Consider the following 19,509-nt stretch of genomic DNA (forward strand, 5'->3'; position numbering starts at 1 on the left):
CCATCCACTGGTGGATCCTGTGCCGCCACTCAGTCAATGGGAGTAGACTGCCTCGTCATTTAATCAGTAATTGCGAGTCTGTCATGAAACATTGGTCCCTTCTTCTCCTGCCCCTGGCGATGGCCTCTCTCTCCTCTCATGCCGCCGTGCTGCCCTCCGATTGCAGCTCCAAAGACGTGGCGATCGGCTCGGCCGTCAACAGCGCGACCGGGGTCAACAGCCATTGCTCCGCGCAGAGCGCCAAACAGCGTGTGGACAACGCGGTCAACGATCCCGCTGGCTATGCCAAGCGCAAGGCGGCCCAGGCCACCGGCGTGGATGACGCCTACTACAAGGTCAAGAACACCCAGCAGCGGGTCGAGAATGCGGTGGACAATCCCGGTGACTACGCCAAGCGCAAGGCCGCCGAGGCTGCCGGTGTGGGCGAGACCTACAACAAGGCGAAGAACACCCAGCAGCGAGTCGAGAACGTGGTGGACGATCCCGCCAAGGCGGCGGGCCGCGCCGTGCTGCGCAAGACGGGCACCTACTGAGGGGAAACCCGGCAGAAGGCGATGCGTCGTGCAAACAAGAGAGGGGAGCCCGTGGGCTCCCCTCTTTGCATCTTGCGATCGAGATGGCTTACTGGCCGTCGGCCGCTTCCTCGTACTGACGGAAGGGGATGCGGAACACGGCGAGGCGCAGGAAGAGGTAGGTGACCCCGATCCCCGCCCAGATGAGGCCAAGCTCCAGGGAGCTCTGCTCCAGGTTGATCCAGAGGGCGCCGATGGTGGCGGCCCCCAGCAGCGGCAGCATCAGAAACAGCAGGTGCTCCTTGAGGCTCTTGTTGCGCTTCTCGCGCACCCAGAACTGGCCGATCACCGAGAGGTTGACGAAGGTGAAGGCCACCAGGGCGCCGAAGTTCACCAGGGCCAGGGCCATGTCCAGATCGAAGGAGACCGCGGAGAGGGCCAGGGCCCCCACCAGCAGCACGTTGATGGCCGGGGTGCGCCAGGTGGGGTGGATATAGCCGAACACCCGCTCCGGGATCATGCGATCGCGACCCATCACGTAGAGGATGCGCGACACGCCGGCGTGGGCCGCCATGCCGGAGGCGAGCACGGCCGCGGTGGTGCACACCAGCACCACGCTCTGGAACAGGGTGCCACCCACGTAGAGGGCGATCTCCGGCAGCACGGCGTCCGGCTCCTTGAAGCGGGCCAGATCCGGGAAGAAGAGCTGCAGGCTGTAGGAGACGGTGACGAAGATGATGCCGCCGATGAGGGCCGTCAGCACGATGGCGCGGGGGATCACCTTGCCGGCATTCGGGGTCTCTTCGGAGAGGGAGCTCAGGCCGTCGAAGCCCAGGAACGAGAAGCAGAGGATGGTGGCGCCGGTGAACAGCGGCAGCATGCTGGCAGACTCCACATGGAACGGACGGCTGCTCATCAGGGTGCCGGCCCCTTCACCGTGACTCAGGCCCCAGGCGATGAGGCCGAGGAAGGTGACGATGATGGCGATCTGGATGAAGACGATGAAGCCGTTGAGGTTCGCCACCAGCTTGATGCCGCGCAGGTTCAGGAAGGTCATCACGGTCACCAGACCGAAGATGAAGATCCAGGGCTCCACGGTGGGGAACATGGCGGTCAGGTAGATCTTGGCCAGCAGGATGTTGATCATCGGCATGAACATGTAGTCCAGCAGGGAAGACCAGCCCACCATGAAGCCCACATAGGGGTGGAACACCTTCTGGGCATAGGTGTAGGCGGAGCCTGCTGACGGGAAGCGGCGCACCAGGTGGCCGTAGCTGAACGCGGTCAGCAGGATGCCGCCGAGCGCCAGCAGGTAGGCGGTGGCCACGCGACCATCCGTGATGTCACCGACGATGGCGAAGGTATCGAATACCGCCATGGGCGTGAGGTAAGCCAGACCCATCACCACGACCTGGAACAGGGTGAGGGTCTTGAGCAGCTTGGCACCGGCCATCACGCTTTCTCCTCTGCACAGGCCCCGTGGGCGAGATGGGACGGGATCAGGGACGCGGGAACGCGTCGCTGGACACAGGGGGCGCCCATCTGTGGCACAGATGCGTGGCGCACGCCGGCGGGGACCGGCAGGAAAGCAGTGAAATGCCCCATGTTTTTCCTCACAACGTCGGGAGATTGCTTGGCAATCTGGGTATCAATTCCGGCACATGGCCGGCCTCTTGGTGAATGGTGGTGTGCCCCAGAAAAGCAAAGAACCGATGTTGTTGAAACATCGGCTCTCAAGGGGCGCCGTATTGTGCCCTCAGGGGGGGGAGGAGACAAGCGAAAAAGGCCGCCAGCGGGGAATTTGTTCCCCCCGTGAGCGATCACTTCGCCACCGCTGCCGGAAAGTCGATGACAACCTTGTCATCAGCTGGCGCCCTGCTTTGCCGCCATGTGAAACCGGCGCCCTGAGGGCGCCGGTTTCGCTCAGGAGGCGTCCTGCTCGGGGCGGCCGAGGCGGACCCGGAACACGGTGAGGCGCAGCAGCAGGTAGATGGCACCGAGGGCGGCCCAGATCAGCCCCAGCTCGAAGGAGGCTGGCTCCAGGTTGAGCCAGAGCACCCCGATGCAGGCGGCGCCGCACAGGGGCAAGGCGAGGAACAGCAGGTGATCCTTCAGGGTCTTGTTGTGACCCAGCCTGAGATAGAAGTGGGCAATCACCGCCAGGTTGACGAAGGTGAAGGCCACCAGGGCGCCGAAGTTGATGAGCGCCAGCGCCATCTCCAGATCGAAGGCCACCGCCGAGAGGGCCAGCATGCCCACCAGCAGCACGTTGAGAGCCGGGGTCTGCCAGGTGGGGTGGATGTAGCCGAAGACGCGGCTCGGCAGGGCGCGATCCCGGCCCATCACGTAGAGCAGGCGCGACACCCCGGCGTGGGAGGCGAGCCCCGAGGCGAGCACCGCCACCGTGGTGCAGACCAGCACCACAGCCTGGAACAGCTTGCCGCCCACATAGAGGGCGATCTCCGGCAGCACCGCATCCGGCTGCTGGAAGCGGGAGATGTCCGGGAAGAAGAGCTGCAGGAAGTAGGAGACCGAGATGAAGAGCACGCCGCCGATGAGGGCGGTGAGCACGATGGCCCGGGGGATCACCCGATCCGCGTTCGGGGTCTCCTCCGACAGGGTGGTGATGGCGTCAAACCCGAGGAACGACAGGCAGAGGATGGAGGCGCCGGTCAGCAGGGGATTGATGTGCATCTGCTCGGAGAAGAAGGGGCGGCTGCTCGCCACCGTGCCGAGGCCCTCGCCGTGGCTCACGCCCCAGGCGATGAGGCCGATGAAGACGGCGATGATGCTGAACTGCATGATGACGATCAGGCTGTTGAAGTTCGCCACCAGCTTGATGCCCCGCAGGTTCAGGAAGGTCATGACGGCGGCCAGGGCCAGGATGTAGGTCCAGGGGGCCACGCCGGGGAAGAGGGCCTCCATGTAGATCTTGGCCAGCAACATGTTGATCATGGGCATGAACATGTAGTCGAGCAGGGAGACCCAGCCCACCATGAAGCCCACATAGGGGTGGAACACCTTCTGGGCATAGGTGTAGGCGGAGCCTGCCGAGGGGAACTTGCGCACCAGATGGCCGTAGCTCATGGCGGTGAACAGCATGCCGATGAGGGCGAGCAGGTAGGCGGTCGGCACATGGCCTTCGGTGATCTCGGTGACGATGCCGAAGGTGTCGAACACCGCCATGGGGGTGAGATAGGCCAGCCCCATGATGACCACGTGCCAGAGTTTCAGGCTTTTTTTCAGACCGGCGGGGTGCGGGTGCATCAGGCGATCCCCCGCAGGCTGGCTGACGGGATCAGGCTGACGGTGAGGTCATCCTGCACGGTGGGGGCGCCAGTCCGGGATGCGGACGGATGGCGCAGACCGGCGCGGGCCGGCAGGAAAGCGATGATATGCCCCATGGAGTTCCTCACTAAGAAGCGGGTGTCGTGAGATGGCGTGCCACCTCGTTATCATTTCCGGTCTGTTCCGGCCTCGTTATGGATTTGTTTGGCGCAAAAAAAGAACCGGGCTCCGATGAGCGGACGGTCCTTGAATACGGCGGCGCATTGTGCATTCGTGATGCCCCCTTGACAAGCATATCAAGGGAGCAAAAACGCATTTTTTTGCACGTGGGCGAACGCGCTCTTCCGGATCAGGCCAGGGAGGCGGACAGGGCCTGCTCCAGCAGGTCCAGTCCCTCGTCGACGATGGCCGCCGGGGCGGTCAGGGGGGTGAGGAAACGGATCACGTTGCCACGCACGCCGCAGGCCAGCAGCACCAGCCCCCGCTTGCCTGCCTCGGCCACCAGCCGCTTGGTGAGATCCGGGTCCGGTCTTTCGGCATCCCCCTCCTTCACCAGCTCCATGGCCACCATGGCGCCGGGGCCACGGATGTTGCCGATGCAGTCAAACCGTGTCGCCAGCTGGTGCAGGCGTGCCTTGATCTGCTCCCCCTGGGCCAGGGCCTTCTGGTTCAGGCGCTCCTCCTCGATCACCTCCAGCACCGCCAGGGCGGCGGCGCAGGCGATGGGGGAGCCCGCATAGGTGCCCCCCAGGCCACCGGGCTTGGCGGCGTTCATCACCTCGCTCTTGCCCACCACGGCAGAGAGCGGGAAGCCGCCGGCCAGGCTCTTGGCCAGCGTCATGATGTCGGGTTCGACACCGCTGTATTCGGTGGCGAAGGTCTTGCCGGTGCGACAGAAACCGGTCTGGATCTCGTCGCAGATGAGCAGGATGCCGTGCTGGTCGCACACCTGGCGCAGGCGCTGCATGAAGCTGGCGGAGGCGGGGTAGAAGCCCCCTTCCCCCTGCACCGGCTCGATGATGATGGCGGCCACCCGGGTGGGTTCGATGTCGGCGCTGAAGCAGAGATCCAGCGCGGCCAGGGCATCGTCTTCACTCACTCCCAGGTAGTCGGCGGGGAAGGGGAGGTGATAGACCTCCCCCGGGAAGGGGCCGAAGCCGGTCTTGTAGGGCACCACCTTGCCGGTGAGGGCCATGCCCATCATGGTGCGGCCGTGGAAGCCCCCCTTGAAGGCGATGGTGCCGCTGCGACCGGTGTGGGCGCGGGCGATCTTGATGGCGTTCTCCACCGCCTCGGCGCCGGTGGAGAGGAAGAGGGTGCGCTTGGGGGTGGGGCCGGGCACCAGGGCATTCAACTTCTCCGCCAGCTCGATATAGCCGGAGTAGGGGGTGACCTGGAAGCAGGTGTGGCTGAACTTCTCGAGCTGCTCGCGCACCGCCGCCACCACCTTGGGGTGGTTGTGGCCGGTGTTGAGCACGGCGATGCCGGAGGCAAAGTCGATGTAGCGGTTGCCCTCCACGTCCCACAGCTCGGCGTTGTGCGCCCGGTCGATGAAGACCGGCAGCAGGGTGCCGACCCCCTGGACCACGGCCGCTTCGCGGCGGGCCTGCCACTGCTGGTTGTTGCTTGAATGACTCATCTTTCCTCCCTGAGGGGCATGGGCCCCGCTATTCCTGTGCCATCTGGCCATATGTGTGCCGCCAACTGCCCTCGGGCAGGGCGGCCTGTTCGCAAAAGGGGGCCCCGGGCGTGCCCTCAGGGCCCACAAGGCGCTCGGTCGTGACCGGCGACCCCCTCTTTCTATCTGTAAAAGCGATGGGCTGCGTCATAACGCATCTGTTTTAACGATGCGATTGCCCCTTCACTCCCCTCAGCGAATGCCGCCAAAGCAGAGGTATTTGGTCTCCAGGTACTCCTCCAGCCCTTCGGCCGCCCCTTCCCGGCCCAGCCCCGACTCCTTGATCCCGCCAAAGGGGGCCAGTTCGGTGGAGATGATCCCCTCGTTGATCCCCACCATGCCGTATTCGAGCCCCTCGGCCACCCGCCACACCCGGGCGATGTCGCGGCCATAGAAGTAGGCGGCCAGGCCATAGGGGGTGTCGTTGGCAAGCGCAATGGCCTCGGCTTCCGTCTCGAAGCGCACCAGAGGCGCGACGGGCCCGAAGATCTCCTCGTCCAGAATGGGGTTGCCCCGGGTGACCCCGGTCAGGATGGTGGGGTGATAGAAGAGGGGACCGGCGGGGTGGGCGTCGCCCCCCACCAGCACCCGGGCACCGGCGGCGACCGATTGCTGCACCAGCTCGGCCACCTTGCTGGCGGCGGCCGGGTTGATGAGGGGCCCGATCTGGACGCCCTCGCCCATGCCGTCTCCCACCTTGAAGGCCTTGACCGCGGCGGCGAGCTTCTCGGCGAAGGCGTCATAGACGCTGGCCTGCACCAGGATGCGGTTGGCGCAGACACAGGTCTGGCCGGCGTTGCGGTATTTGGACGCCAGGGCCCCGGCCACGGCGGCGTCGAGGTCGGCGTCGTCAAAGACGATGAAGGGGGCGTTGCCGCCAAGCTCCAGGGAGAGGCGCTTCATGGTGTCGGCGCACTGGCGCATCAGCAGTTTGCCGATGCGGGTGGAGCCGGTGAAGGAGAGCTTGCGCACCACGGGGTTGCTGCACAGCTCGTTGCCCACTGCGCTCGCCTGATGGGAGGTGACGATGTTGATGACCCCGGCAGGAATGCCCGCCTGCTCAGCCAGTACCGCCAGCGCCAGGGCGCAGAGGGGCGTTTCGGCGGCGGGCTTGATGACGATGGTGCAACCGGCGGCCAGCGCCGGACCCGCCTTGCGGGTGATCATGGCGATGGGGAAGTTCCAGGGGGTGATGGCGGCCACGACCCCCACCGGCTGCTTGATGGTGGCCAGGCGCCGATCGGCGGAGAAGCCGGGGATGGTGCGGCCATAGGCACGCTTGCCCTCTTCCGCGAACCACTGGATGAAGCTGGCGCCGTAGGCCACCTCTCCTTTGGCTTCCGCCAGCGGCTTGCCCTGCTCGCAGGTCATGATGCGGGCGAGCTCCTCCTGGTTGGCCATGATGCGCTCGAACCAGGCGTAGAGTTTGCTGCTGCGCTCCTTGGCGGTGAGGGCCGCCCAGGCGGGTTGCGCCGCGTGGGCCGCCGCGATGGCGAGGCGGGTATCCTCCCCGTCCATGTCGGGCACCTGGGTGATGACCTGGCCGGTGGCCGGGTTCAGGACCTCGAACCGGCGCCCGCCCAGGGACTCGCACCAGCGGCCGTCGACATAGGCCAGGGATTTGATCAGGGAGAGAGCAGGTTGTGATGCTGACATAAGTAAGGGGCCTCGATAGTGGGTCTGGGTGGCGCGTTTATGTGGGCACCGCCGTATAGAATAATAAGCACGTAACGACCATAAAATGAGCCGAAATGTTTTTCAAGTGTTAAATATATTTGAGTGAACTGGGCGTCACATGCTAGAAATGGGGCTGTGAGCGCGATTGTAGCGGTTTTCATTGCGCAGGGTGTGCAAAATAATGAACGCTCTGGGTTGTGCAGGATAGTGAACGGGGCTGACGTGCCTGACTCACTATATTGACCAGTCGGCCCCAGGTATTCGAATGACCATGGAAGGAGGTGGGCGATGGAGCAATCCCGTGGCGAGGTCCGGTGGCGGACCATGACGGACAACCCCCTGGCGGAGCACGAGAGAAACATGGGGGAGCGGCTCGCCCGGATCCGCAGGGAGCTAGGGCTCTCCCAGCGCCGGGTGGCGGAGCTGAGCGGCCTGACCCACGGCGCCATCTGCATGATAGAGCAGAACAAGGTGAGCCCCTCGGTGGCCTCCCTGCAAAAGCTGCTGAGCGTCTACGAGCTGCCGTTGTCGCGCTTCTTCGCCGAAGAGGAGGTGGCGAGCACGCCCAGCGTGGTGATCAAGGCGGAGCAGCTCATCGAGCTCGGCAGCCAGGGAGTCTCCATGAAGCTGGTGCACAACGGCAACAATCGGCGCCAGCTCGGCTTCATGCTGGAGACCTATGCCCCCGGCACCGACACCGGCGGCGTGGTGAAGCATCAGGGGGAGGAGGTGGGCACCGTGCTGGAAGGGTCGGTGCTGCTGACCTTGGCCGGCCAGACCTATGAACTGTGCGCCGGGGACAGTTATGTCATCGACACCGGCGAGCCCCACAGTTTCAGCAATCCCTCGGGGCAGGTCTGCCGCATCGTCAGCGCTCACACCCCGGCCAGCTTTTAATGTGAACAACCCGTTGTGTTGGAAACGAACCGGTAAGGAAACAGGGATCATGACCGAACATGTAAAGAGTTACTACGCAGCCAGTGCCAACAAACACGCGCCCTATCCCACGCTCACCGAGCAGCTGGAGTGCGACGTCTGCGTCATCGGAGCGGGGTATACCGGCCTCTCCAGTGCGCTGCATCTGGTGGAGAAGGGGTACAAGGTGGTGGTGCTGGAGGCCGCGCGAGTCGGCTTTGGCGCCAGCGGCCGCAACGGCGGCCAGATCGTCAACTCCTACAGCCGCGACATCGACACCATCGAAGCGAACTGCCCGCCGGATCAGGCCAGGCTGCTCGGCTCCATGCTGTTTGAGGGGGGCCAGATCATCCGCGAGCGGATCAAGCGCTACAACATCCAGTGCGATCTGCAGGAGGGCGGGGTCTTTGCCGCCGAGACCGAGAAGCAGCTGCACGAGCTCAAGGCGCAGAAGGCGCGCTGGGAGAAGTGGGGCAACGACCAGCTGGAGCTGCTCGATGCCAAGGGGGTGCGCGAGGTGGTCGCGAGCGATCGTTACGTCGGCGCCCTGCTGGACAAGAGCGGCGGCCATATCCATCCCCTCAACCTGGCGCTGGGGGAGGCGGAAGCGATCCGCATGCAGGGGGGGCTTATCTTCGAGCAGTCCGCCGTCACCAGCATTACTCCGGGTCAGCCGGCGTTGGTCAAGACCGCCAAGGGGGCGGTGAAGGCACGCTTTATCGTGGTGGCCGGCAACGCCTACCTCGGCAATCTGGTGCCCGAGCTCGCCGGCAAGAGCATGCCTTGCGGCACCCAGGTGATCGCCACCGAGGTGCTGGGAGAGGAGCGGGCCCGTTCACTCTTGCCACAGAACTACTGTCTGGAGGATTGCAACTACCTGCTCGACTACTACCGCACCTCCGGCGATCACCGGCTCATCTATGGCGGCGGCGTGGTCTACGGGGCGCGGGATCCGGCGGACATCGAGCGGTTGATCATCCCCAAGATGCTCAAGACCTTCCCCCAGCTCAAAGACGTCAAGGTGGAGTACACCTGGACCGGCAACTTCCTGCTCACCCTGTCGCGCCTGCCTCAGTTTGGCCGCATCGGTCACAACATCTACTACATGCAGGGCTACAGCGGCCACGGCGTCACCTGTACCCATCTGGCGGGCAAGCTGCTCTCCGAAGTGCTGAGCGGTCAGGCGGAGCGCTTCGATGCGTTCGCCAGGCTGCCGCACTACCCCTTCCCGGGTGGCCGCCTGCTGCGCATCCCCTTCACCGCCGCCGGTGCCGCCTGGTACACCCTGCGCGATCGCCTGGGGGTGTGATGACAAGGTGGCCCGCCAGGCAGGCTGGCGTCAACAAGAAGAGGGAGGCGTTATGCCTCCCTCGTTTTTTGTCGTCAACCTGCCCGGGCCCTGACGGGGCTAGAAGCGGTAGGGGAAGCGGATCCCGATGGTGTAGTCCGGTGCATCCGTGGTGAGCCCGGCAGACCAGTTGACCGCCATGGAGAGGTTGTCGGTGATGGCCCAGGTCGACCCCATGCCAAAGCTGGCGGCGTTGGCATCGGAGCCGGTGACCTTCTCCATGGCAAAGCCTTCGGACCCCTGCTCGGACTCCATGGTGACGCGCTGGTTGATGTTGAAGGAGAGGCTGAAGCGTTCGTTGAGGGCGAATGCGACCCCCAGGCCATATTCATACCAGTCACCCAGCTGGATGCTGCCGGGCTGGTTGCCGGGCTGGTAGGAGATATCGTCAAAGTCCTGCTTGAGGCTGTGACCATAGTTGAGGCTGGCAAACAGGATGGCGGGATCCATGGTCTTGACCAGGGAGAAGCCGGTGGAGAGCTGCCAGAGCCCGTTGCCGGTGGCGAGCTCCTTGGGGGTCACCAGGTTGCCCGATTCCGAGGTGTTGATCTCGATGCCGTAAGGATCCTTGCCGGTCGGCGCCTTGGCCCGGAAGTTCCACACCAGATCCGGCCAATCCTCGCTCTCTGCCATGACCCTGTAGTAGATGGCGAGGCTGAGATCCCCCAGACCGCCATCGCTGACGCTCTGCTCCTCGAAGTCGCGGCTGGAGTTCTCCTTGCCGGTGCTCTGGTAGTTGGTGTTGCGGAACATGTAGGGGAGGGCCAGCTCCAGTTGCCAGCGATCGTTGAGGGTGTAGCGGGTGATGACATCCGCCGTCCACTGATCGGAGCGAACCCGATCCAGGTTGATTTCGCCAAGGAAGATGGCGTCCAGGGCGAGGAAGCCGCGCAGGGCGAGATCCTTGCGGTTGTAGTGCTGGTAGGAGAGGCCCACATCGACGGTCAGGGCGCGGTCGAACACATTGTGCTGTTCGATCATCAGGTCTTCGGTGCTGCGGCCGACTTCCGGCGTGCGCCGTGAGGCGTCCTGCTGGGTGGAGGCGACGGCGGCCCCGGCTCCGACCCCGGTGGTTGCCGTCGTGGCACCGGCGGCCTTGACGGCCTCCAGGCGGGCCTGGAGCTGATGAAGGGCCTGATTTTGCTGGATCAGTTGCTGGCGCAGGAGATCCAGCTGTTGTTGCAGGGCCTCCTCCTCGGCCGTGGCCCCCCAGCAGGCGAAGGGGGCGAGGGCAATCAACAGCATGCGAGACTGTTTCATCGGGATACGTCCTTGTTGTTTATCATCCTTTCTTATAGTTCAGCCCCGGGAACTCACCTGCTCTCAGCGCGAAAACCAGATGCGGGTCTGATTGAGCGTCTGCAAACCGTCCCCCCTGACCTTGTTGAACTGCAGCAGCCCCCGGCTGAAGTCGGTACCGCGCAGGCTCTGCTCCAGCAGGACCCGGCCGTCGGAAGAGTGTAGTTGCAAGCCGGCATAATTCCCCGAGACCCGGTAAGTGGCGGTGCCAAGATCGCCCTGGTGCTCGTAGCTGCCCGCCTGAACCAGGTGTCCCGTCATGGTCGGGGTGGTCAGTTCAATACCGGCCTGGTTGACCGAGCTGTTGCCGCTCCCCTCCAGTTGAACGACCTGCACCAGCCCGGCCCCCTGCACCTGGGCCTCCTTGGCGGGCGTGGCCGCGGGCTTGACCTCATCCTTGACGCGCACATCCAGCTTGGGCTTGTTTTGCACAATGCTCAGCGCCAGGTTCATGGCCGCCGTCTGCTGGGCCTGGGCCGTGGTCAGTGACGAGATGAACTCGATGCCGAAGTAGCTGATGCCATGGCTGCTGACATAGCGGCCGCGCAGGTGGGCCAGCTCCCCGTCCGCCAGTTCGGGCGCAAAGTGGTCTGACAGATGGGCCAGCGGGTCCGGTGCTGCCAGCAGCGGAGAGGCGATGCCACCCAGGCTGCAGAGGAGGCATAGGGCGGGTCGGGTATTCATGATGACCTCACATTAGCTCTTTGTGCTGAAAACCGAATTCCAGCAGGGATGTTTCATTGACCGGGGCGAAGAGCCCATCCTTGCCTCTGACAGAGAGCGGGGGAGAGGGGTTGGCAAGGGGGGCATCGGGACGATAGCCCGCGCCGATGACGGCGAGGAGGATGCCGTTCCAGCTCTCCTTGAACTCCTTGAACGTGATCACCCGGTTGCCGAGGGCCGGGTCTGCCAGATAGACGCGATCATGGCGATCGATGGCCCGCAGCACGGCAAAGTGCTGATAGCCGCGAATGTTGAGCAGGACGATGGTGGGCACCCTCACCTGGCGCAGTTTTTCATCGCCCAGTCGATACCCTCTGACCCGCATGCCGAGCATTTGCAGGTACTGCTTCATGTCGAGCATGGAGAAGCCGTAGTGCTTGACCTGCTCCGGGTCTGCCATGGCAAGCATGCCATCCATGACCCAGCGTTCATTGGTTGCATGGCCGTAGGCGTAGCGCAAGATGGTGGCGACGGCGGCGGCCCCGCAACTGAAATCCGTATGTTGGCGCTCGATGTTGGCGTACCGACGCTCCAGAATGCTCTGTACCGGTTTGTTGAGATCCCCCAGCGCCGGGAGATGCTCCCCCAGTGGCACCGAGCCCGCCCAGACGGCAGGACAGCACAGCAACAGCAACAGCCAGCGCATTCAGACCTCCAGTGTCAGGGAAAAAGGGGGCACAGGGCCCCCTCGCATCGACTTACTTGGCAAACCCTGCGGCCAGCGAGAGATTGTTCGCTTGCAGGTTGTTGGTCCCCGAGGAGACGTTCACCCCGATGTTGCCCACGGCACCGTTGAAGGCGCCGCCATCGATGGTTGCCCGGTTGAAGGTTTCGCGGCTGGTGTAGGTGTTGACCACGGGAATATACCCGACGGCGTACCCACTGAGCTTGATGTCACCCTCTTCCTTGAACTCGAACTTGCCATCATCTTTCGGGTTGTTGTTGCCGTACCTGTCGTTGTCATTGTCGTGGCCATGTCCTTTCTTGACATCATGACCGGTACCGCCCCCCTCGTAATCGCCCCAAGCCTTGAGACCGAGGAACACACCTGCCTTGTCAACCGTCTTGGTTGCACTCAGGCTTTGGTTTTCGGTCATGTTCTTGGAGACGCTCTGGCTGTTGGCCACGGTGGCCACGGCCATGTTGCCGGTGGACACGGAGGCTGCCATGTTGTTGGCCTGGACGTTACCCGAGCCCGAGGTCACGTTGACCCCGATGTTGCCTGCGGCATCCTTGAAGGCCCCATCGCCCACACCGGCCTTGTTCTGATGGCCGTGATTGGTCGTCCAGTTGTTGCTGGCGCTCTGGGTGGAGAAGACCTCGGCATCCGACGATCCGCCAGGGGCGCCGTGTTGTTGTTGACCACGACCCATGATGAACTCGGCATCGACCTCGTCATAGGCGGCCAGGGAAGCGCTGTTGCCCTGTACGTTGGAGTCACCGGCTGCGACGTTGGCGCCGATGTTACCGGATGCACCCTTGAACGAGCCGTCGATCTTGCTCGTGTTCTCCGTTCTTGTATTGGCGGTGCCTATCATGGAACTGGACTGCTGGTTGTCCACGACGGCCATGCCGAGTTTGTTGACGTTGATGTAGCCGCCGACATTGACCCTGCCTTCGTATTCCACATCGACTTCTGCCTTGACCTTCTTGGTCAAGGTTGCCCCTGTCTCATCTCTGTCACCGCGGTAATCGGCGGATGCAGTGCCCGACATGGCCATGATGACCGCGGCGGCTAATGAGCTATAAATAAGTCCACGCATAATGAGTCTCTCCATTGAACTTTCAGCGGAAGATATGCCCATCGGCTGATACCCCCGGGCCTGGCTTCCTATCCCTCTATCCCTGCGGCATCATGGGGATGCCGTTACTGCGCCAGCCAGGGGCAGGGAAACCATGTTGACTGACTGGTTTCCCTGTCCCGTGACTTGGTTCACCTGAATGACCCCCTTGCTGCCCGTGAGGGCGGTGTCATCCAGATAGATGCTGGTAGTGGTGTTGGCGGGGGGCTTTCCCCCTGGGGTCTTCGCGACGCTGGAACTGAGATTGATGTCGGTCACGACACCCAGGCCGCTGTCATCGAGGGACAGGGCGAAGGCGTTCAGTTGCTGGTTGCCCTCACCCGCCCCCTGATTGATGCCGACCAGTCCCCGGTTCTGGCTCAGGGCCGAGCCCAGGATGGCGACGCTCTGGCTGCCGTTCAGATTGGTGGTGGATTGATTCAGCTGGCCAAATTGAATGACGGCCGGACCCGAAATGGCGATGGCGGCAAGATTGCCTTGCTGGTTGTTATTGCCGGCAACCATATTGACGCCCATGGAACCACGAATATTGCTCAATGCCTGAGCACCGAGATCGACCCGGTTTTGTGCCAATGAGGGGGTGGCAAATGCCAGAAAAGGAAATGTTGCCAATGCAATATATGTCTTCATGTTCTGTCTCCATCTGCCAGGAGGGCTTATTAGAGAGAGCAACGACCATGCCAATTGGCAAGATTTTGATTTTTAACTGTTTTTTATTTGATATGATTGTTTTTATGTCTCAATGTTGAGAGCGACATATTATGTCGCCAAGTAAGCGCTTATTTATCAAAGGGTTTATTTTTTCTCACCGATATTTTTGCCGTCTCAATATTGTGGTGCCATCAGTCTAAAGGCGGGATGGTTTATAGTTATCATCGTCTGGCCATATTAAACGACGCCATTTGATGATAAAGGGAGTTATCTGGATAAGTCGTCAGCGTCAGACTCCCTCGTGCAGTGGTGATAACAAGGAGTTGTCCCTATGACAGAAACGGCATTGTTGCTCATCAATTCATGTGCCGTACTGGAAAGCCTGCTGGAACAAGGCGAGTGGCAGGTGGAGCAGGCAAGCTCCCTGGTGGTGGCAGAGAAAAAACTGCAGGAAAAGGACTATCCCCTGGTGCTGGTGGTGATCGAGCATCAGCAGCACGAAGCCCTCTACAACCTGATAGCGCAGCACTCCGGCGCCTTGTGGATCGGCCTCATCCAGCGGGACTGTCTCGCCAGCGAAGCCCTTCGCAATTTGCTGGCAGCCTGTTTTCATGATTTTCACACCTTTCCCCTGGACAGAGACAGGCTCTCCCACAGCCTGGGACATGCCCTGGGGATGGCGCGCCTCATCCGGCGACACCGCCCCAGACTGCAACCCCAGCTGCGTTTCATCCAGGGGGAGAGCGCCCCCATCCGCCAGTTGCGCGACCAGATCGTGCGGTTGCAGCATTGCCGCCTGCCCGTACTGGTGACGGGACCGAGCGGTACGGGCAAGGAGCTGGTGGCCCGGGAGCTGCACTACAGCACGTTCGGGGAGGAGAGCCCCTTCGTGGCGGTCAATTGCGGGGCCATGCCCCATCAGCTCATCCAGTCCGAGCTGTTCGGCCACGTCAAGGGGGCCTTCACCGGGGCACAGCACCACAAGATAGGCAAGATAGAGGCCGCCGATGGCGGCACCCTGTTTCTCGACGAGATAGGGGAGCTGCCGCTGGAGGATCAGGCAACCCTGCTGCGCTTCTTGCAGGAGCAGTGCATAGAGGCGGTGGGCAGCCACCTGTCGCGTCGTGTGGATGTGCGGATCATCGCGGCCACCAATATCGATGTGGAGCAGGCGGTGGCCAGCGGCGGCTTTCGCATGGATCTCTACTACCGGCTCAACGTGGTGCGCCTGCGTACCCCGGCCTTGTGCGAGCGGGCGGAAGACATCCAGCTCCTTGCCGATGACATTCTGGCGGAAGTGCGGGGCGGGCGGGTGCTCAGCTTCACCCGCAAGGCGCGCCAGGCCATGCAGTCCTATGGCTGGCCGGGGAATGTGAGGGAGCTGCGCAACCGGGTGCAGCGGGCGGCGGTCATGTGCAGCGGCCCCTTCATCGAAGCCGATGACATGGAGCTGACCAACATGGACAGCCTGCTGCTCGACGGCTCGCTCAAGGCGGTGCGCGAAGCGGCGGAGCGTCAGGCCTTGCAACGGACGCTGGCCCGCTTCCCCGATCAGCTCGAGGAGGTGGCCCGCACGCTCGACATCTCCCGGGCCACCCTCTATCGCCTGCTGGACAAGCACGATCTGCTGTGAGGGGACGGCCGTATCGCCCCGTCATGCAAAAAGCCCGGGCAGCAGGCCCGGGCTTCCTGTCTGGCCCCGTCGTGGGGACTCGTGACTTCCGATGAGCTTCAGGCCATCTCCATGGCGAGGTGACAGAGTCGCCGCGCAGCCTCCTCCTCGCTCTTGACCACCTGATGCACGCCGCGCACGCGCAGATGATGCACCTCCTCGTGCTGGTGGGCACAGGCGGCGATGCGCATCAGGGCGCCGTATTCCTGCGCCCTGATGGCTATCTCACCGGCCAGCAGGCTGTCATCCAGGGTGATCAGCAGCCAGCTGGCGTTGGGCAGCGCCGCCGTCAGCAGATCCTGCTGGATGGGATGGCCCGCCAGACAGGTGATCCCCATGGCGCGCCAAGGGGCCAGCAGTCGCTCATCGGTGTCGATCACCACCATCTCCCTGCCTTGTTCATGCAACTGCCAGATGAGGTGCTGACCTATCTCGTCGGCGCCCACTACCACCACATGGCCCTGCAAGGGGCAGAGGTGAGGTGACTCATCGGTGCGTGGCTCGGGATGGCGCCTCAGCCAGCGCTCCACCTGGTTGAAGACCAGCGGATTGAGCACGATGGAGAAACAGGCGCCGACCAGCACCAGATCCCGGGCGACCCCGGGGACCAGTTCGAGCATGACCCCGAGACCCATCAGGATGAAGGAGAACTCACCCACCTGGGCCAGGCTGGCGGAGATGGTCAGCGCCGTGCGCTGGCTGTGGCCAAAGAGCCGCACGATGGCGAAGGCGGCCACCGATTTGCCGATCACGATGACGAACAGGGTGGCCAGCACGGCCAGGGGCTCGCGCAGCAGGATGACGGGGTCGAACAGCATGCCCACGGAGACGAAGAAGAGCACGGCAAAGGCGTCCTGCAGGGGCAGGGTGTCGTTGGCCGCCTTGTGGCTCAGATGGGAGCTGTTCATCACGACGCCGGCGAAGAAGGCGCCGAGGGCAAAGGAGACGCCAAACAGCTTGACGGCGCCAAAAGCGATGCCAAGGGAGCAGGAGAGGACGGCCAGGGTGAACAGCTCGCGGGAGCCGGTGGCGGCGGTGCGGGCCAACAGCCAGGGGATGAGGCGTCGCCCGCCGATGACCATCAGGGCGATGAAGGCAGCCACCTTGGCCAGGGTCAGGCCGATATCCGCCATCACCTGGGCCGGGGTCAGTGCCTCGCCCCCCTGCTGCAGGTTGGCGAGGATGGGGAGCAGTACCAGGGCCAGCACCATCACCAGATCCTCCACGATGAGCCAGCCGATGGCGATGCGTCCCTCGTTGGTGTCGAGCTGGCCGCGACTCTCCAGGGCGCGCAGCAGCACCACGGTACTGGCGGTGGAGAGGGCCAGGCCAAACACCAGGCCGGCGGTCACGGTCCAGTCGAGCAGTTGGGAGAGGCCAAGGCCGAGCAGGGTCGCAAGGGTTATCTGAACGATGGCTCCCGGGATGGCGATGTGTTTCACCGACAGCAGGTCTTTCACGGAAAAGTGCAGGCCGACACCAAACATCAGCAGGATGACGCCGATTTCGGCCAGCTCGGGGGCGAGCCGCAGATCGGCGACATAGCCCGGCGTAAAGGGGCCGCATACCACGCCGGCCGCGAGGTAGCCCACCATGGGGGAGATGCGCAGGCGGCTTGCCAGCATGCCGAAGAGGTAGGCCAGCACGAGGCCGCCTACCAGGGTGGTGATAAGGGGGAGTGAGTGGTCCATGTCGTCACCTCGCTAATGGCAGTCAGGGGCTACCAGATCACCCGAAGGCGAAGAGGGCAGCTGTCAATGAGCAGGGGGCGAAAGAGACAGAAGTTGGCCGTATCAAGGGGAAATCTTGAGGGCAACAGATGCCGTTTCTATTGAAAAGTAATGCATTTATATGCCATGAGCAACACTGCTCCAGTTTCTGCGTTGGTTTTAATGAAAAGCGTCTTTCATGCATTGCGATTGGGTGAAAAGAGTGTGCAGTTAAAGAAAAATTGGCAGGAATAATCAATCGATGATGATATTGGGAGGCAAGGGAGAACACCTATGAGCACACGGCATGGAGGAGGCTGGCCTCCTCCATGGTGAACGAGGGTGCTGAAGGGGCATCACTCTCCCCTGGCGACCCCCTCACGTCTGGGGTCTGCGGCTCCCAGCCAGCCGCCGGCATGGCGCTGGACGCCCTGCAGCCCGGAGGTCTGCTCGTTAAGCAGGACCTCGTGCCCTCTGGCTTTGAGCCCCTGAACCACTGCGTCGGGCGTGCGACCCTGCTCCAGCTCGGTGGGGCCGTTGCGACTGCCGAAATTGGGCAGGTTGATGGCCTGCTGCAGGTCGAGCCCCCAATCCTGGGTGCCGAGCAGCGCCTTGCCCACGTAGTTGATGATGGCCGAGCCTCCCGGGGAGCCCAGGCTCATCTCGAGCTCGCCGCTTGCCTTGTCAAACACCAGCAGGGGCGACATGGAGGAGCGGGGGCGCTTGCCGGGCTCCACCCGATTGGCCACCGGCAGGCCGGCGGTGTCCACCGAGGTGAAGGAGAAGTCGGTGAGCTGGTTGTTCAGCAGGTAGCCGTTGACCATCAGCCGCGAGCCGAAGCCATCCTCGATGGAGCTGGTCATGGCCACCGCCATGCCGTTCTTGTCCACGATGGAGATGTGGCTGGTGGAGGGCAGCTCCGGGGTGGCGTCCCGGCCCCTGGCCAGCGCCCGGGGCGGGTTGCCGGGCTGGGCGACGCCCATGGAGCGGTTGCCGATAAGGTGTCCCCGCTGCGCCAGATAGCCCTTGTCCAGCAGTCCTGTCACCGGCACGTCGACGACGTCGCCGTCGGCCACGTACTGGTTGCGATCGGCGAAGGCGAGGCGTGCCGCCTCGCTGTAGAGGTGAATGGCCTCGCTGGAGGCGGCCAGTTGGCCCTGCTCCCCCTGTACCGGTTTGAGGGCGGCCATGTCCCGGCTCTCCAGCATGCCGAAGATCTGGCCAAGGGCCAGGGTGCCGGAGGAGGGGGTCGGGAAGCCGCAGATCTCGCTCTGGCGATAGTCAAAGCAGAGCCCGTCCCGCAGCTTGGCCCGGTAGCTGGCGAGATCGGCGGCGCTCAGTACCCCGGGGTTGGTCGGGTGGGCGTGCACCTTGGCCACCATGGCCTCGGCCAGCGGGCCGCGATAGAAGGCGTCGGGGCCATCGCTTGCCAGGGTACGCAGCACCCTGGCCAGGGCCGGGTTGGTGAGCCGGGTACCTGCCGTCTTGGGAGTGCCGTCCGCCTGATAGAAGTAGGCACGGGCGTCCGGATCCCCGGCCAGATAGGGATCTTTTGCCAGCAGGGTGGCGAGGCGGGGGCTTATCACGAACCCTTGTTCCGCGAGAGTGATGGCGGGTTCGAACAGCGTGGCCCAGGGCAGCTTGCCATAGCGCTCGTGGGCCAGGGCCAGGGCACGCACCGTGCCGGGGGCGCCGACGGAGCGCCCGCCCACCACCCCCTCATAGAAGGCCATGGGTTTGCCCGCCTTCATGAAGAGCTGATCGGTGGCAGCGGCGGGGGCTGTCTCCCGGCCATCCACCGCCGCCACCTGCTTGCCGTCCCACACCAGCATGAGGGAGCCGCCGCCGATACCCGAGGATTGGGGCTCCACCAGAGTCAGCACCAGCTGGACGGCGATGGCTGCATCGACGGCGCTGCCCCCCGCCTTGATGATCTGGTAGCCCGCGTCCACCGCCAGCGGGTTGGCCGCCGCCACCATGAAGTCACGGCCCTGCCAGCCCGGTTTGTCAATCCAGCCGCTGGCCGCCTCCGGGGCGATCAGGGTCTGGGGAGGAGGGACATAGTGAAAGCCATCCTGGGAGGCGCAGCCGCCAAGCAGGCCGAGGGCGACCAGCAGGCCGAGGGGTTTGAGGGACATGACAGGCTCCTTGTCGGTTTCTTGTTCACCTGCCGAAATGTGTCACACTTGGAGCTTGATTAAAAGTTTGTCTTAATACTCATATGGTTACAAAACT

16 protein-coding genes are annotated in these 19,509 nt (G+C 63.5%); 4 read left to right on the top strand and 12 right to left on the bottom strand.

The features are described from left to right. Positions 1–83: 83 nt before the first annotated feature. Positions 84–533, top strand: a complete 450-nt coding sequence (locus H7R73_RS06520; protein WP_158657346.1) for a hypothetical protein — start codon at positions 84–86, stop codon at positions 531–533. An 88-nt stretch (positions 534–621) separates the two neighbouring features. Here the strand turns inward: H7R73_RS06520 and H7R73_RS06525 are convergent, their stop codons facing one another. From H7R73_RS06525 to H7R73_RS06545, 5 genes are all read right to left on the bottom strand, one after another. Continuing rightward, positions 622–1,965, bottom strand: coding sequence for an APC family permease (locus H7R73_RS06525; RefSeq protein WP_103260602.1), 1,344 nt, complete (start codon positions 1,963–1,965; stop codon positions 622–624). A 470-nt stretch (positions 1,966–2,435) separates the two neighbouring features. Continuing rightward, the gene (locus H7R73_RS06530) at positions 2,436–3,779 is read right to left on the bottom strand and encodes an APC family permease (protein ID WP_041214747.1); all 1,344 of its coding nucleotides are present in this window, start codon (positions 3,777–3,779) and stop codon (positions 2,436–2,438) included. Then, the gene (locus tag H7R73_RS06535) at positions 3,779–3,916 is read right to left on the bottom strand and encodes a hypothetical protein (RefSeq protein WP_164882979.1); all 138 of its coding nucleotides are present in this window, start codon (positions 3,914–3,916) and stop codon (positions 3,779–3,781) included. The genes H7R73_RS06530 and H7R73_RS06535 overlap by 1 nt, the downstream gene beginning before the upstream one ends. Positions 3,917–4,149: 233 nt before the next feature. After that, entirely contained in the window at positions 4,150–5,439 is a 1,290-nt protein-coding gene (gabT, locus tag H7R73_RS06540; protein ID WP_103260601.1) for a 4-aminobutyrate--2-oxoglutarate transaminase, read from the bottom strand. 231 nt (positions 5,440–5,670) lie between these two features. Further along, a complete protein-coding gene (locus H7R73_RS06545) occupies positions 5,671–7,134 on the bottom strand; it encodes an NAD-dependent succinate-semialdehyde dehydrogenase (protein ID WP_010673552.1) in 1,464 nt (487 codons plus the stop codon). A gap of 309 nt (positions 7,135–7,443) precedes the next feature. Here H7R73_RS06545 and puuR point away from each other — a divergent pair, with 309 nt between their 5' ends. Beyond that, on the top strand, positions 7,444–8,052 hold the full coding sequence (gene puuR / locus H7R73_RS06550) for an HTH-type transcriptional regulator PuuR (protein WP_029314011.1): 609 nt from the start codon (positions 7,444–7,446) through the stop codon (positions 8,050–8,052). Between the two features lie 49 nt (positions 8,053–8,101). Continuing rightward, the gene (locus H7R73_RS06555) at positions 8,102–9,379 is read left to right on the top strand and encodes an NAD(P)/FAD-dependent oxidoreductase (RefSeq protein ID WP_103260599.1); all 1,278 of its coding nucleotides are present in this window, start codon (positions 8,102–8,104) and stop codon (positions 9,377–9,379) included. Positions 9,380–9,478: 99 nt separating this feature from the next. On the opposite strand, the gene H7R73_RS06560 is transcribed toward H7R73_RS06555, so the two are convergent. The 5 genes from H7R73_RS06560 to H7R73_RS06580 form a co-directional block, all read right to left on the bottom strand. Beyond that, a complete protein-coding gene (locus tag H7R73_RS06560; RefSeq protein WP_039039333.1) occupies positions 9,479–10,678 on the bottom strand; it encodes a transporter in 1,200 nt (399 codons plus the stop codon). A 63-nt stretch (positions 10,679–10,741) separates the two neighbouring features. Then, complete coding sequence (locus H7R73_RS06565) at positions 10,742–11,401, bottom strand: hypothetical protein (protein WP_039039334.1); 660 nt, start codon at positions 11,399–11,401, stop codon at positions 10,742–10,744. A gap of 7 nt (positions 11,402–11,408) precedes the next feature. Continuing rightward, positions 11,409–12,086 carry a C39 family peptidase gene (locus H7R73_RS06570; protein ID WP_039039335.1) on the bottom strand — a complete coding sequence of 226 codons (678 nt, stop codon included), beginning with the start codon at positions 12,084–12,086 and terminating at the stop codon, positions 11,409–11,411. A gap of 52 nt (positions 12,087–12,138) precedes the next feature. Next, entirely contained in the window at positions 12,139–13,098 is a 960-nt protein-coding gene (locus tag H7R73_RS06575) for a hypothetical protein (RefSeq protein WP_010673558.1), read from the bottom strand. Between the two features lie 195 nt (positions 13,099–13,293). After that, complete coding sequence (locus tag H7R73_RS06580; RefSeq protein WP_223302574.1) at positions 13,294–13,872, bottom strand: hypothetical protein; 579 nt, start codon at positions 13,870–13,872, stop codon at positions 13,294–13,296. A gap of 352 nt (positions 13,873–14,224) precedes the next feature. Here H7R73_RS06580 and H7R73_RS06585 point away from each other — a divergent pair, with 352 nt between their 5' ends. Then, complete coding sequence (locus tag H7R73_RS06585; RefSeq protein ID WP_042864209.1) at positions 14,225–15,526, top strand: sigma-54 dependent transcriptional regulator; 1,302 nt, start codon at positions 14,225–14,227, stop codon at positions 15,524–15,526. A 98-nt stretch (positions 15,527–15,624) separates the two neighbouring features. On the opposite strand, the gene ybaL is transcribed toward H7R73_RS06585, so the two are convergent. Further along, a complete protein-coding gene (gene ybaL / locus H7R73_RS06590) occupies positions 15,625–17,256 on the bottom strand; it encodes a YbaL family putative K(+) efflux transporter (protein ID WP_039039338.1) in 1,632 nt (543 codons plus the stop codon). Between the two features lie 374 nt (positions 17,257–17,630). Beyond that, positions 17,631–19,412, bottom strand: a complete 1,782-nt coding sequence (gene ggt, locus H7R73_RS06595) for a gamma-glutamyltransferase (protein ID WP_182951567.1) — start codon at positions 19,410–19,412, stop codon at positions 17,631–17,633. Positions 19,413–19,509: the final 97 nt, after the last annotated feature.

This window comes from Aeromonas sp. WP2-W18-CRE-05, assembly GCF_014168615.1.
Classification (GTDB): domain Bacteria; phylum Pseudomonadota; class Gammaproteobacteria; order Enterobacterales; family Aeromonadaceae; genus Aeromonas; species Aeromonas caviae.